At 58.4% G+C, this 13638-nt stretch carries 13 protein-coding genes; 8 read left to right on the top strand and 5 right to left on the bottom strand.

The features are described from left to right. Nucleotides 1-196 precede the first annotated feature (196 nt). The 8 genes from cobA to WCO56_10240 all read left to right on the top strand — a co-directional run bounded on the left by cobA (nt 197) and on the right by WCO56_10240 (nt 9123). On the top strand, nt 197-1741 hold the full coding sequence (gene cobA, locus WCO56_10275) for a uroporphyrinogen-III C-methyltransferase (protein ID MEI7729947.1): 1545 nt from the start codon (nt 197-199) through the stop codon (nt 1739-1741). A 56-nt stretch (nt 1742-1797) separates the two neighbouring features. Next, nucleotides 1798-2625, top strand: a complete 828-nt coding sequence (locus WCO56_10270) for a hypothetical protein (GenBank protein ID MEI7729946.1) — start codon at nt 1798-1800, stop codon at nt 2623-2625. 52 nt (nt 2626-2677) lie between these two features. Beyond that, the gene (locus WCO56_10265) at nt 2678-3259 is read left to right on the top strand and encodes a GNAT family N-acetyltransferase (protein ID MEI7729945.1); all 582 of its coding nucleotides are present in this window, start codon (nt 2678-2680) and stop codon (nt 3257-3259) included. A 22-nt stretch (nt 3260-3281) separates the two neighbouring features. Next, the gene (locus WCO56_10260; GenBank protein MEI7729944.1) at nt 3282-3569 is read left to right on the top strand and encodes a zinc ribbon domain-containing protein; all 288 of its coding nucleotides are present in this window, start codon (nt 3282-3284) and stop codon (nt 3567-3569) included. 12 nt (nt 3570-3581) lie between these two features. Further along, nucleotides 3582-4532, top strand: coding sequence for a tetratricopeptide repeat protein (locus WCO56_10255; protein ID MEI7729943.1), 951 nt, complete (start codon nt 3582-3584; stop codon nt 4530-4532). A 105-nt stretch (nt 4533-4637) separates the two neighbouring features. Next, nucleotides 4638-5627, top strand: coding sequence for a malate dehydrogenase (locus WCO56_10250; protein MEI7729942.1), 990 nt, complete (start codon nt 4638-4640; stop codon nt 5625-5627). Between the two features lie 132 nt (nt 5628-5759). Further along, nucleotides 5760-7787, top strand: coding sequence for an acetate--CoA ligase (gene acs, locus WCO56_10245; GenBank protein MEI7729941.1), 2028 nt, complete (start codon nt 5760-5762; stop codon nt 7785-7787). A gap of 46 nt (nt 7788-7833) precedes the next feature. After that, nucleotides 7834-9123 (top strand): hypothetical protein, encoded by a 1290-nt coding sequence (locus WCO56_10240; protein ID MEI7729940.1) that lies wholly within the window; start codon nt 7834-7836, stop codon nt 9121-9123. Nucleotides 9124-9147: 24 nt separating this feature from the next. Here the strand turns inward: WCO56_10240 and WCO56_10235 are convergent, their stop codons facing one another. From WCO56_10235 to WCO56_10215, 5 genes are all read right to left on the bottom strand, one after another. Next, nucleotides 9148-10074: a phosphatase PAP2 family protein gene (locus WCO56_10235; GenBank protein ID MEI7729939.1), complete on the bottom strand. Its 927-nt coding sequence runs from the start codon at nt 10072-10074 to the stop codon at nt 9148-9150. Between the two features lie 10 nt (nt 10075-10084). Next, entirely contained in the window at nt 10085-11074 is a 990-nt protein-coding gene (locus WCO56_10230; protein ID MEI7729938.1) for an NAD(P)-dependent oxidoreductase, read from the bottom strand. 56 nt (nt 11075-11130) lie between these two features. Continuing rightward, on the bottom strand, nt 11131-12438 hold the full coding sequence (locus WCO56_10225; GenBank protein MEI7729937.1) for an aminotransferase class I/II-fold pyridoxal phosphate-dependent enzyme: 1308 nt from the start codon (nt 12436-12438) through the stop codon (nt 11131-11133). A gap of 371 nt (nt 12439-12809) precedes the next feature. Next, nucleotides 12810-13034: a DDE transposase family protein gene (locus WCO56_10220; protein MEI7729936.1), complete on the bottom strand. Its 225-nt coding sequence runs from the start codon at nt 13032-13034 to the stop codon at nt 12810-12812. Nucleotides 13035-13264: 230 nt separating this feature from the next. After that, complete coding sequence (locus tag WCO56_10215; GenBank protein MEI7729935.1) at nt 13265-13609, bottom strand: hypothetical protein; 345 nt, start codon at nt 13607-13609, stop codon at nt 13265-13267. Between the last annotated feature and the right edge of the window lie 29 nt (nt 13610-13638).

Genomic DNA, 13638 nt, shown 5'->3' with positions numbered 1-13638 from the left:
TCCTGCGGGCCATAGCCGAGAAGGCAGATCGCAACAAGCACCATCGGTTTTCAAAATCAGAGTCTGCTTACGTCGTCACCTACACGATGGTGTTTTTGTTATGTCGTAGCGTGCGGCGTGTTGGTTGGTTCTGTTTCCCACTTTTTCGTGGAAACGGCTGGACCGTGGGCGGCGGTTGCGGCTAAGGTTTCGGGCAATGAAGGCTTACGGAACAGTCTATTTGGTCGGTGCCGGCCCCGGTGACGCGGGGTTGTTGACGTTGCGCGGCGCGGAATTGCTCGCCCGCGCGCAGGTGGTGGTCTATGACGCCCTGGTGAACCCTGAATTGCTGCGCTTGGCGCCCAAGGAGGCGGAGATCATTTACGGCGGCAAGCGTTCCCGCGCTCATGCGATCCCCCAGGGCGAACTGAATCAGTTGCTCGTGGCGAAGGCCAAGACCGGTAAAACGGTGGTGCGCTTGAAAGGGGGCGACCCGTATTTGTTTGGACGCGGCGGGGAGGAAGCCGAGGAGTTGGTGGCGGCCAAGGTGCCGTTCGAGGTGGTGCCCGGCGTGTCTTCGATTTTCGCCGCGCCCAATTATGCCGGCATCCCGCTGACGCACCGGGAGCATTGCTCCGGGTTCACCGTCATCACCGGGCATGAGGACCCGGATAAGGAAACCAGTTCCATAGATTACGAGCACCTGGCCAAGCTACCCGGCACCAAGGTGGTGTTGATGGGGGTGGAGCGGATTCGCGAGATAGCCAAGCGGTTGGTGCAGGAGGGACTGTCCGCCAAAACGCCGGTGGGCATGGTCCGCTGGGGCACCACCGGACGCCAGCAGTTTATCCAAGGCACCTTGGGGACCATTGCGGCGGTGGTGGAGAAGGCCAAGTTCGGTTCGCCAGCGGTGACTGTCATTGGCAGCGTGGTGAGTCTGCGCGAGAAGTTGAACTGGTTTGAGAAACGTCCGATGTTCGGCCAGCGCATTGTGGTCACCCGCACCCGGGAGCAGGCCAGCCAGCTTTCCCGCCAATTGCAGGAGCGCGGGGCGGACGTGTTGGAAATCCCGACGATCAAGATCGTGCCGCCGGAAAACCTGGAGAATCTCAAGGATGCGTTGCTGGAATTGGGTACGTATGACTGGCTGGTATTCACCAGTCCGAACGGGGTCACGGCATTCTTCGATTATCTGATGAAAGGGTTTGGGGACATTCGCGCGGTGGGCAATGTGCGCATTGCGGCCATCGGCCCGGCCACCGCCGCCAAGGTGAAGGAGATGCATTTGCGGGTGGATGTCATGCCGGAGGAATATCTGGCGGCCAAAGTGGGCGACGCCATAGCCAAATTCGAGACGGTGGAAAATCTTAAGATGCTGTTGTTGCGGGCGGAGGTGGCCAATCCGGAGTTGCCGGAGAAGCTGAACGAGATGGGGGCGATTGTGGATGATGTGGCCTGCTACCGCACGGTGCCGGAAACGGACGACCTGACCGGGGCGGCCGCCCGCCTGTTGGAAGAGGGCGCGGATTGGGTCACGTTTGCCAGTAGTTCCTCGGTGGAGAATTTCCATGCGCGGTTTGACCTGCCCAAGTTGCTGGCGAAGTTCCCGGATCTGAAAACGGCTTCGATTGGTCCCGAGACCAGCAAGACCTTGGGGAAGCTGGGTGTCACCCCCACGGTGGAGGGCAAACCGCATACGATTGAGGGGATGTTAAAGGCGGTTGAGGGATTCGCCAAAAAACGGCGGCCAAAGAATTCGTGAACTTCCGTGGTTTTCTGGTTGAAAACCGCCAAGCATGAGTTAAGGTTATTCATAACATGAGTCCGGGCGTTCATAGTGCGACACTGGCGGAGAGCGTTTGCTCCGCTGCCATTGGTATGCCGCATGATGACTACTTCGTCTGGCTGATCGCTGTGCTGGTGGTGACCATTTGCATGTTCGCCATGTTTTCCGCCTATCTGCTCGGGCGCTATTTTCGTGAGCGCAGCCATAGTCGCTGGGCACCCTATAGCGGCGGGGCGTTGGCCCCACGCGCGCCGCTCTTTTACGCCTTTCCGGCGGAAATGGCGTGGAATTGGATGGTGGTGAAGTGTCCGAACCCGATGATTTTGCAAGAAGCATTGCACCTGCACAAGGCCGCGCCCAGCTCGATGCCGGAGGCAATGACCGAGGTGACCAGCCGCAAGTTGTTCATTTCCCAGCCGGTCAATGGCTGGGTGATGGTATTTGGCCCGGGCTTGCCGGAGGTGCATGAGGATGTGGATCGCACGTACCGTTTTTTGCGTGCCCTGAGCCAGCGGGTCGGGCATCTGCAATATTTCAGCGTCAACCGATTGGCTGGCCAGCACGCCTGGGCCATGTTGGATAGCGGGCAGGTGGTCCGCGCCTATGCTTGGGCCGAGGCCACGCTTTGGAACCAGGGTGAAATCACCAAGGCCGAACACGCGCTACGCCTGATCTGCCTGCCTTATGGTGAGACTACCGCAACGTCCAACCCCAAAGCCGCCGACAGTCTCGCCACCAACGCCGAACGCGTCCCGCTGCTGGCGGCGCGGTGGGGTATTGATCCCGGGGTGATTTTTGCCCACATGGGCGCGCAACGCCGCGGCATCGTGGGGGAACTTCCGCAATCCCAGCTTATCTGATGGAATAGAACCCAAAACCTTAACCGATTCATAACCTCAACCTCAAACCTCTATGTCACTAGAATCAGCATTGGAACGTTATCCAAAAGACATCAAACTGAAGGACGGCAGTAAATGCACCCTGCGGGTGCTGGAGCCGGGCGATACGAAGGCGCTCAACGAGTTCTTTATCGCCATGGCCCACGAAGATTTACTCTTCCTCAAACACCGCATGACCGATCCGGCGGTCGTTCGGAAATGGTGCGAACACATTGACCACGGCGAGGATTTCGTGCTGCTAGCGGTGCGGGATAACCAAATTCTAGGTGAAATCACCCTTCATCAGCAGCTCGGCGGTTGGAAGCGACATATCGGGGATGTCACCGTTCATGTGCATCCCTCCTTCCGGGGCAAACACCTAGCCCGGACGTTGATTGCCGAGATTATTGAAATCGGACGCGAATGCGGTTTGGAACGGTTGGAAACCGAATTTATTGGCAAACAAAAGGGGGCCATGAAGATGTTTGGCTTGTTTGGCTTCAGCGAACTGATGCGTTTGAACGATTACGTGAAAGACATGCAGGCCACCAAGCATGACTATGTGCTGATGGGCATGCGCATCGTGACGGATGAGGAATATGCCGGCATGGGATAAGCCCCATGATCTGCGGCCGCCTATGCCCCAACGTCTCCCCCCGGAACTTTGCCCCCAGTGTGGCGCGACCGTGCCGCCGAAAGCGCGCGCCTGCCCTGAATGTGGGGCGGATGAGTTGTCTGGCTGGAGTGATGAGGCAGTGTATGACCGGCTGGCAATTCCCCGCCCGGATTTCGATTATAACGACTATTTGCGCAAGGAATTCGGCACACCGGAAGCAAACCGGTCCCGTGGCATTTCCTGGTTTTGGCGCGTGGTGGCGATTGGACTGGTGGGGCTATTCTTGCTTTGGTGGTTTCATATCCTCTAACGGACCATAGGTATGATGAAATATCTATGGATGGGAATCTGGAGCGCGATTTTTTGGCTGAAGAAAACTTTCAAAAAGCAATTGCCGCCGCCGGTGCCGGAGTTGGCACGCAAGGCTACGGGGCCGCATGAGTTGGCCGGTGAACACGAAGAGGAATTCCGGGCGGAGCAAGCGGAAATCGCCCGGTTGCAGAAGGCGGCGGAGGCGGGGGACATTGACGCCATGGTACACTTGGGAATCAAGTATGCCAGCGGCAAGACCTTACTGGCGGATTACCTCAAAGCGGCGCGCTGGTTTCGCAAGGCCGCCGATCTTGGCAATGGCTTGGGGCAGGTCAATCTCGGCATCTGCTACGCCAATGGCCAGGGCGTGCAAAAGGACTTTCGCGAGGCGGTGAAATGGTTTCGTTTGGCGTCCGAACAGGGCGACGAATGTGCGGAGGTAAGCCTGGGCATCTGTTACCAGAAAGGGCAGGGAGTAACCAAGGATGAGGAAGAAGCGGTGAAATGGTTTCGCAAAGCAGCGGAAAAACAGTATCCCCAGGCACAGATCAGCCTGGCTTCGTGCTATCACCAAGGGCTGGGTGTTCCGCAGAACGAAGAGGAGGCGGTGCGCTGGTTCATGTTGGCGGCACAACAGGGGGTAGGTCCGGCCCAGTATAACGTGGGCAATGCTTATGAGTATGGTGCCGGGGTTTCGCCGGACTTGGAGCAGGCTGCCGCCTGGTATTCCCGCGCCGCCTTGAAAGGGGTGCCCCAAGCACAATATAAGCTGGGCGTTTGCTATCGGGATGGCCGAGGTCTCCGCAAGGATATGATCGAGGCGTACAAATGGCTATCGCTCGCCGCCGACCAGCAGCATGAGGAGGCGCACGAGGAGATGGAACAGCTCAAGTTTGCGCTTTCGGCAGAGCAGATTGACGAGGCGCTGCAGCGCAAGGCTGTTTTCCAAAGGTTTGGGTAGGCCGGCCCTCGGGACAGCAGACCGGAGGCGCGAGTACGATTTTTTGAGAATTTTGCAAAATTTGATTGCCCTTCTTTTGGAAATCTTGCCAGACTCGCGCACTTTATGAGTAATGCACCTATTCGCGTGGCAGTCACCGGCGCAGCCGGTCAGATTGGTTATTCGTTGTTGTTTCGGATTGCGTCGGGCGCCGTCTTCGGCCCGTCGCAGCCGGTCATTCTTCACTTGGTGGAAATCGAGCCCGCCCTGCCCGTCCTGCAAGGGGTGGTGATGGAACTCGATGATTGCGCCTTTCCGTTGCTGAAGGGTGTGGTGCCCACAGCCAACCTGGATGAAGGTTTCCGCAATGTGGACTGGGCACTGCTGGTTGGCAGCGTGCCGCGCAAAGCTGGAATGGAACGCAAGGATCTGCTCGGCATCAACGGTAAAATTTTCATTGGCCAGGGCCAGGCGATCCAGAAGAACGCCGCCAGCAACGTCCGTATTCTCGTGGTGGGCAATCCGTGCAACACCAACTGCATGATTGCCATGAATAACGCCAAGGATATTCCGGCGGATCGTTGGTTCGCCATGACCAAGCTGGACGAAAATCGCGCCAAGGCGCAGATCGCCCAAAAGGCCGGGGTGGATTCCACCCAGGTCTCCCATCTGGCCATCTGGGGAAATCACTCCTCGACGATGTACCCGGATTTTTACAATACCCGCATCGGCGGACGTCCGGCCACGCAGGTTATCACGGATGAAGCCTGGTTCAAGAGCACCTTTATTCCGACGGTGCAGCAGCGCGGGGCGGCGATCATCAAGGCGCGCGGCCTTTCCAGTGCCGCCAGCGCTGCCAATGCTGCCGTGGATACCGTCAAGGCGCTGATCACCCCGACGCATCCCGACGACTGTTTCAGCGTGGGGGTCTGCTCGGATGGCAGTTATGGCATCGAGAAGGGGTTGATTTACTCCTATCCGATTCGCAGCAACGGCACGCAGTGGAGCATTGAGCCGGGCGTGGCGATCAACGAATTCAGCCGCTCGAAGATTGTGGCCACCGAAACCGAACTCAAAGAAGAGAAGGCTATGGTGAGCGAACTGTTGCCAAAATAACCAGTCAACCTACTTGGTTTTCCGTCAAAAAAACCGCCGTGAAAACGGCGGTTTTTTTGTTGGGTGCGGGCTTCCGCTCGAAATTTCAAAACTACTAATTGACAAAAGTACAAAAGCTAATAAATTGCGGGCATGCACAAAGAATGCACGCCCGTCATCAGCGAGCCGTCCCTCGGCGGCATCACTTCCATTCTCAACGAACATCGCGTCTTTCCCCCGGATCGCGCTTTTGCCAGCGCGGCGCATGTCACGTCGCTGGCCAATTATAAGACGCTCTACCAGGAGTCCATTCAGCGACCTGACCAGTTTTGGCGGCGGCAGGCGAAGGCTGAATTGATCTGGAATAAGCCGTTCAAGCAGGTGTTGCAGTGGAAATTGCCGTTCGCGAAGTGGTTCGTGGGCGGGCGACTGAATGTTTCCGAGAACTGTCTGGACCGGTTTCTCGGCACGCCGGAGGCCAACAAGGCGGCGATCATCTGGGAGGGGGAGCCGGATTCCGTCAGCCGCCCCGGAGAGGAGCGGGTGATCACGTTCAAGCAGTTGCATCGCGAGGTGTGCCGGTTCGCCAATGTCTTAAAACGCAACGGGGTCGAGAAGGGGGATCGGGTGATCATCTATTTGCCGCTGGTGCCGGAGGCGGCGATTGCGATGCTGGCGTGCGCACGGATCGGCGCGGTGCATTCGGTGGTTTTTGGCGGGTTCAGCGCCCATTCGGTGGCGGATCGCATCCAGGATTGTCAGGCCAAGGTGGTGCTTACGGCAGATGGCAGTTACCGACGCGGCACGGTTGTCCAGTTGAAGCGTAATGTGGATGACGCGTTGAAGATGACAGATGCTCAGGGCAAGGCGCTGACTGCCAGTGTCAAGAAGGTGATTGTGTTGCGTCGCGCCTATAATGAAATCCACATCGAGGAAGGGCGCGATGTGTGGTGGCATCGTGAATTGGAGTATGTGAGCGCGGAATGTCCGCCGGAGCCCATGGATAGCGAGGCCCCGTTGTTTATTTTGTACACCAGCGGATCAACCGGCAAGCCCAAGGGGATTCTCCACACCACGGCGGGCTATCTGTTGGGCGCGAAATTAAGTAGCAAATATGTTTTTGATTTGAAGAGCACGGACGTGTTCTGGTGTACGGCGGATGTTGGTTGGGTGACCGGGCATAGTTATTTGGTCTATGGGCCGCTGGCCAACGGCACCACCACCGTGATGTATGAGGGTGCGCCGAATTTCCCAGAGCCCGATCGCTTTTGGAAGATTGTCGCCAAGTACGGCGTTTCCATTCTCTACACCGCACCAACGGCCATCCGCGCCTTCATGAAATGGGGCGAGGAATGGCCGCGCAAGCACGATTTACGCTCCCTCCGGCTCTTGGGGTCGGTCGGTGAACCCATCAATCCGGAAGCCTGGATGTGGTACCACGAAATGATTGGCGGCAAGCGTTGTCCCATTGTGGATACGTGGTGGCAGACGGAGACCGGCAGTATCATGATTACTCCATTGCCGGGGGCCATCCCCACGAAGCCGGGCACGGCGACGCTGCCGTTTTTTGGCGTGGATGCCGATGTGGTGGATGAACAAGGAAAATCGGTTCCCGCGAATGTTGGTGGGAAGCTGATTATACGCAAACCGTGGCCCAGCATGTTGCGCGGCTTGTGGGGCGATCCTAAGCGCTACAAGGAAGTGTATTGGAAGGAAGTCAAAGGCGCGTATTTCACCGGCGATGGCTGCCGCCGGGATAAGGATGGCTATTTTTGGATCGTGGGTCGCATTGATGACGTGCTGAATGTCGCCGGGCATCGGATTGGCACTTCCGAGGTGGAAAGCGCACTGGTCAGTCACCACAGCGTGGCGGAAGCGGCGGTCGTAGGGCGTCCCGATGCGTTCAAGGGACAGGCGCTGGTGGCGTTCGTTACCCTTAAAGGCGGGCTTAAATCCACGCCGGAACTCCGCGAGCAATTGCGGGCACATGTGGTGAAGGAAATCGGGGCGATTGCGCGGCCCGACGAGTTGCGCTTTGCCGAGGGGTTGCCGAAGACCCGGTCCGGGAAGATCATGCGGCGCTTGTTGAAAATGGTTGCCGCCGGCACGGAAATCCGGGGCGACACCACGACGCTGGAGGATTTCAGCGTGCTGGCCCGGTTGAACCAAACGGACGAATAACAGAAAAAAGGTTGTCAGCGCGAGCGGCACGGCGCATTTTTGCGGGATGCGCAATCTGGCAAACGTCTTTGGTCTTGCGGTATGGGTGGGCGTGCTTTCCGTGGCCGGCGCGCCGAAAACCGATGAGCACGCGCGGGATTTGTACGCCCAGCTCGCACAGGCTCAGGCCGGCAAGAACCTGGAGCGTGTTGAGCAAATCGCCCGGGAGATGGAGACGTTGCTGGGCGAGCGGGCTGGCGTGCCCGAGGAACCCACGCAATATCAATCGGTGTCGGACGCCGCCCGGCCTTTGACGAAGTCCGAGGTTCTCACCGGCTACAATGCGTACCTCACCCGTCTGCAAAAATCTGGTGAATCCTGGTGGCTCAAGCCCATTGCGGCTACGGAGATTCCAGCCCCACTTCGGTTTGTGGCATCCGTGGTCAGCGGTAGTCTGGCGGCGCGCCGTGCGGGATGCCAGGGACCTGAGCGATTAATGGAAATTGCCTGCCAGGCTGGCGAGTATTTGCGCAAGGCTCAGCAGGAGGCTGGTAATGGCGTTTTCCCCTTTCCCGCCTGGCGTGGCAAGTCGGGCCGCCTGGGGATGTTATCCGAGCGCTTCCTGCGGCGTGCGGAACAGGAGGGGATTCTGAACCAGGTGACCACCAATGGTTGGATGCGGGATGATCGCGGCGGGGGCGATTTGTATTTTGATAACGGGCTTTGCGGCGTGGCGCTGCTGGATTTATTCGAGGCCACCAAGGAAACCAAGTGGCTGTCCTCCGCCCGGGCGGCCGCGGATTGGGCGGCGGCGCAGCCGGTGGTGCCGAATTGGAATTACAATAGTTTTTCCGTGTATCTGTTGGCCGAGGCTTTTCGTGTCACCGGCCAGAGTAATTATCTCGCCGCCGCCAAGGAGAAAGCGCGGCTCGGCATTTATCCGGGGCAATTGAGGCATGGGCCCCACAGCGGTTTATGGGCTGATCCGCACAATGCCAAACCGGCGTACCATTATATCCTCTGCCGTGGGATGGCAGCCTTACTAAAGGTGCTACCGGCGAATGATCCAGATTGGCCACGCTGCCGGGAGACGCTGGAGCGCGCTCTGCTGGTCAGGAATTTGGAGTTATTGAACCATGGGTTGACGAATCCGGACACCGTTATGGAAGTGCTGGCATTGCTGGAATTGCGTTTCCCGGACGGGGATTCCCGATTAGCCTCCGTGAAGCGCAAGGAAGCCTTGGACTTGGTGGCGCGTCACGCTAGCGAACGCCTGCGACAAGGCCACTTGCCAGTCTCGCCGTTTGCATGGGGATTGTATTTGGAAAGTTTGGCGGCATCCAGAGGCAGGCCATAACTTGCGGCGGTTGGTTCGTTAAACTCAGGGAGAGGATTGGCCGGGGGACGTATCGAAACGCGCATACAACCAATTGCCCAAGGCAATCAAGGCCACGCCGGTTATAATACCGCCGAAAACATCCACCAGATAATGGTATCGGCAATACACGGTGGCAAGGCACAGCAGCACGACCGCACCCAAATGCAGCCAGCGGACTCGGCGGAAATGTTGGAAGGAGAAATAGAGCGTACCCAGCGCCACCGCCACGTGACTGCTGGGGAAGGCCGCCCCCGGGGTTTCAAAGTGGTCGTAAATCACCTCCATGACACGATAAAAGAAGCCGCTGCGGACGGAATCTGGGAACGCTGGAATCCAGTCGGGGCGCGCGCCAGCGGGTAGCGTCCAGCCGGGGATGTCCATGTAAAAAATGCGCGGGCCGACCACGGGCAGGAAAATGTAAACCAGATAGCACCCGTAGAAGACCACGGAGATAACCGCAAGGTAATGATGGAACGCCGGGCGTTGCTTGAAATACAGCGCCAACCCCACGCCAGCCACCATGACGTAATAGGAAAAGTAGGCGCCGTACAATGTCTCGCTCACCACCGTCTGCGGGAAGTGCTGCATCCACTCCAGACTGGGCTGGCAGCCGAAGAGGGCTTGGTCCCAGCGCAGGAGCGTTGCGTCCAGGTAACCGCGAACGAATAATTGGTTCAGATGTCCCGTCTCCGAATACATAAAGGAGAATAGCAGGATGGGATAATAACAGCGTAGAAATGTGAGGATGGCGCCGGCGGGTTTGGAGGCGTGGAAGCGGATTAATCCATGTATTCCCAGCAACACGGCGCCATGCACCAGCACATAGACCGGCCATCGCGGCAACCCCGTTTGATGGCATACCAGCACCAGCAGTCCCACCAGCGCGACGTAGCCTTGGGTTGCGTAATCTATGAAACGGTAGTGCGGCACAGTGGTTCGTTTAGCATCGCATCCATTGTTCCGCGCGATACCATAGCAAGGTTGCGGCGGCGCCAACCTTGAAGGTGGTGGTGGCCTCAAAGCCGGTGTCGGACTTCAATTTTGCGGCGCTGCACACCCAACCGGGTGCGGCGAGTTCAGCGTATTTTTGGCGGCTTAAGACATTGGCTTTGCCGGTGAGGCGGGAGATCAGTTCCTGCGCCGCGCAGACCGGGTAAAGCAAAGGTACCGGCAAGGGCAGGGGCAGGGTCCAGGTGTGGAGCTGGTTGGCGACTTCCGCCGCCATCTGGTTGGCGGAGATCATTTCCGGGGCCGCCACGAAGTAGGTTTTATTCTCCGCAGAGGGACAATCCAGGCAATGCACCACGGCCAGGGCCAGATCGCGGGCATAGACCAAGCTCAACGCCTGCTTACCCCCGCCAAATGAGGGCAGCAGATGGGCCTGCACGGCTTTGAAAAGTCGCAGGAACTCTGCATCACGCGGTCCGTACACGGCCGACGGGCGGATAATGGTATGCGGCGAATGGCAGTGTGCGCGGACTTCCGTTTCGCCACCCAGTTTGCTCTTGCCATAATGTGACACTGGCGACGGGGTGTCGGATTCCAGCTTTGGGTGATCCGGAGTAGCGGGACCGGCAGCGGCGAGGCTGGAGATGTGGATGAAGCGCTGAATTTGGTTGCCAGCCTGATTGGCCGCGTTTACCACATTGCGCGTCCCCTGCTGGTTGATGGCGTAAAAGTCGGGAATGCGCAGCGTTTTGGTCAGACCGGCGCAATGAATGACATGCGTAGCCTGCGCCATGGCTGCTTGCAGACGTTCCGGTTGGGTAAGGTCGCCTTCCACGATGGTGACATTGGCAAGGTGTCTCTGAATCAATGTCCGGGAACTGGCGCGGCGCAGCAGTAAAACGGTGGGGATAGCCCGCTCACGCAGCACATCCAGAATATGGCTGCCTACAAACCCCGTTGCGCCTGTGAGGAGAACGTGCATTGCTATCAGGCCAGCCACCCTTGTGGCCGGTATCCGTCATCCAAAAACTGTCCGGTTCAAATCAGTCCCAGTTCTTTACCCACCTTTTGGAATTTCTCCAAGGCAAAATCAATCTGCGCAAACGTGTGCGTTGCCATCAGGCTGACCCGCAATATATCTTGTCCCGGAGGGACACCTGGCGGCACTACCGGGTTGACGAACACCCCTTCGTCTTGCAACCGCTTGGAGAATTGGAACGTCTTGAGCATGTCCCGGACATAGACCGGCAGGATCGGCGTTTGCGAGGCGCCCAAGTCAAAGCCCAGAGTCGTCAACCCGTCCTTCATCCGCTTGGTGTTATGCCATACTTGCGCGATGCGCTCCGGTTCGCGGATCATGATACGCAACGCCTCCAGTACGGCGGCGGCGTTGGCCGGGCTCATGCTGGCGCTGAAGATCAGTGTGCGGGAGGTATGCTTCAGGAAATCAATGGTGTCCGCCTCGCCGGCGATGAATCCGCCCAGGCTGGCCAGCGATTTGCTGAACGTGCCCATGATCAGGTTCACCGCGTCGGTTAAGCCGAAGTGCGCTGCCGTGCCGGCTCCGAACTTGCCGAGCACGCCGATGCCATGCGCGTCGTCCACCATTACCGCCGCCTGGTATTCCTTGGCCAGCCGGCAAAGTTCCGGGAGGTTGATGATGTCGCCTTCCATGCTGAATACGCCGTCTACCACGATCAACTTGCCCGCCTTGCGATCCAACTTCTTCAGGCGGTTTTCCAAGGCGCTCATGTCGTTGTGCGCAAACCGGGAAAGTTCGCCGAGCGAAAGCCGGCACCCCTCCACCAAACTGGCGTGATTGGCTTTATCGGCCAGGATATACTCATCCTTGCCCGCCATGACACTCAGGACCCCGAGGTTCACCTGGAACCCGGTGCTGTAGAGCAACACGGCTTCTTTGCCGGTGAGCTTGGCTAGTTCTTCCTCCAGTTGCAGATGCAGGTCCAGCGTGCCGTTCAGGAACCGGGACCCGGCGCAGCCAGAGCCGTACTTGTCCACGGCAGCCTTGACGGCTTCCTTGATCTTCGGATGGTTGGTCAGCCCCAGGTAACTGTTGGAGCCCAGCATCAGCACCTGCTTGCCGTTCATGGTCACCACTGTGTCCTGCGCTGACGAAATGGTTCGGAAATAGGGGTAAAAACCCGTGGCGCGGGCCTGAGCGGCGTGTTGATAGGTGCGCACCTTGTTATACAAGGGCGGACGCAGATCGCCCGGCTTGGCTGTGACGGGCAAGACCGCGATTTCCGTCCGGCGCTTGTGCGGCGCGTTGGTCGCGGGACTTGGCATCGCAGTTTCGATGGCCACCGATGTATTTTGTCGTATCATAAACAATTATCCCAAAACTCAATCCAATCCAAACCCCGTGATCAAAGCAAATTTTGTGAGACGTGACAATGTTGTATTACGATTGTGTGACATTATTTGCTTTCGCGTCCAATTTCGGCGCTCTGTGGCCCAAATCGCGTCAAGATACCATCTGTTCGGCATCAAGCGGATTTACGGTGATACACGGAGCTTCATGGTTGGATAGCAAGGTCGAGGTCGTGCAAACGTCTTTCCGAGGCAAGCGCCCGCCCAATATTCGGGAAAGCGTTACCGGCGTTCGGTTGGTCGTGGGATCGGCTGTCAAATAACGTCAAGGTGGTTGCTCGTTTTGCCGGTTTCTGGCGCTGCCACAGGGCGTTTGGTTGGCAGGCTCATAGAACGGGATGAGCCTTGAGGATGAGCCGGAGGGCGAGGTGTGGGTGGCGATGGTAAAGTTCAAAGAAGTGTGCCAAAGGCTGACCTTGGTCGAAGGGAATAACGGCCAGGAGTAGGTTGCGGGTGAGGGCGAGGTTGAGCGCGGCGTTGGGTTTGCGATGGCGGTGTCGGTCTTCCTGCCAGGCGCTGGTGTCGCGTTTGTAGTGGTTGCGGTTTTCCACGGACCAGTGCTGGCGAACCGCGCCTGCCGAGCGCGTTTTTTCGTGGGCGGAGAGGCTGGAAAGGAAGAAGCGGGTGTGGCTTTTCCGCGTCTGGAGCGGGTCTTTCTTCGCGGACCAATCGCGCTGGATCGTGATGGCCGAGCGGGTGCCAGGCAGCCCAGCGGTGACGGGGGAAATGGCGGCGATGGCACCGCAACGGCTGTCCAGCCGCCCGTGTTCGCCCTCCTGACTCAGTGCAAAAGGGGGGCGCCTTGGAGGGCCTGCGTCGCACCGACCAGACGTTTGGAGGTATTTTCCTTGGTGCCGACGAGGTAATCGCCGCCTTTTTCCAGGATGACGCGCACGGTGGCTTCCTTGTTGTGGAGCGGATCGGCGGTGATCAGGGCATTGGCCAGTTCGACTTGCGGATCGGCCAGCAGCGCCCGGCCCTCGGAGACTTCGCAGTCTTCCTTCTTCCCGCGGGCCACGGTCATGGCAACAGGGCGGCCGTCCTCGTGGCGGCAGAGCGTGATGATCATGCCGCAGCGTCCGTTGCCGACGCTCTTGCCATCTAGCCCCAGTTTACGAGTTAGCATAGTCGTTTTTCTGTAAGCTGTTTTGGTTT

It is taken from the genome of Verrucomicrobiota bacterium (assembly GCA_037139415.1).
Classification (GTDB): Bacteria; Verrucomicrobiota; Verrucomicrobiia; order Limisphaerales; family Fontisphaeraceae; genus JBAXGN01.
Note: the sequence above shows the minus strand (reverse complement) of the source record. Positions and strands in the feature narration are given on the sequence as shown.

What these genes read in the sequence shown, in the direction of transcription:
- WCO56_10230 (MEI7729938.1), bottom strand. Translation starts at nt 11,074, where the DNA reads ATGCACGTTCTCCTCACAGGCGCAACGGGGTTTGTAGGCAGCCATATT.
- WCO56_10260 (MEI7729944.1), top strand. Translation starts at nt 3,282, where the DNA reads ATGCCCCAACGTCTCCCCCCGGAACTTTGCCCCCAGTGTGGCGCGACC.
- WCO56_10270 (MEI7729946.1), top strand. Translation starts at nt 1,798, where the DNA reads ATGAGTCCGGGCGTTCATAGTGCGACACTGGCGGAGAGCGTTTGCTCC.
- WCO56_10265 (MEI7729945.1), top strand. Translation starts at nt 2,678, where the DNA reads ATGTCACTAGAATCAGCATTGGAACGTTATCCAAAAGACATCAAACTG.
- WCO56_10240 (MEI7729940.1), top strand. Translation starts at nt 7,834, where the DNA reads ATGCGCAATCTGGCAAACGTCTTTGGTCTTGCGGTATGGGTGGGCGTG.
- cobA (MEI7729947.1), top strand. Translation starts at nt 197, where the DNA reads ATGAAGGCTTACGGAACAGTCTATTTGGTCGGTGCCGGCCCCGGTGAC.
- WCO56_10215 (MEI7729935.1), bottom strand. Translation starts at nt 13,609, where the DNA reads ATGCTAACTCGTAAACTGGGGCTAGATGGCAAGAGCGTCGGCAACGGA.
- WCO56_10255 (MEI7729943.1), top strand. Translation starts at nt 3,582, where the DNA reads ATGATGAAATATCTATGGATGGGAATCTGGAGCGCGATTTTTTGGCTG.
- WCO56_10225 (MEI7729937.1), bottom strand. Translation starts at nt 12,438, where the DNA reads ATGATACGACAAAATACATCGGTGGCCATCGAAACTGCGATGCCAAGT.
- WCO56_10250 (MEI7729942.1), top strand. Translation starts at nt 4,638, where the DNA reads ATGAGTAATGCACCTATTCGCGTGGCAGTCACCGGCGCAGCCGGTCAG.
- acs (MEI7729941.1), top strand. Translation starts at nt 5,760, where the DNA reads ATGCACAAAGAATGCACGCCCGTCATCAGCGAGCCGTCCCTCGGCGGC.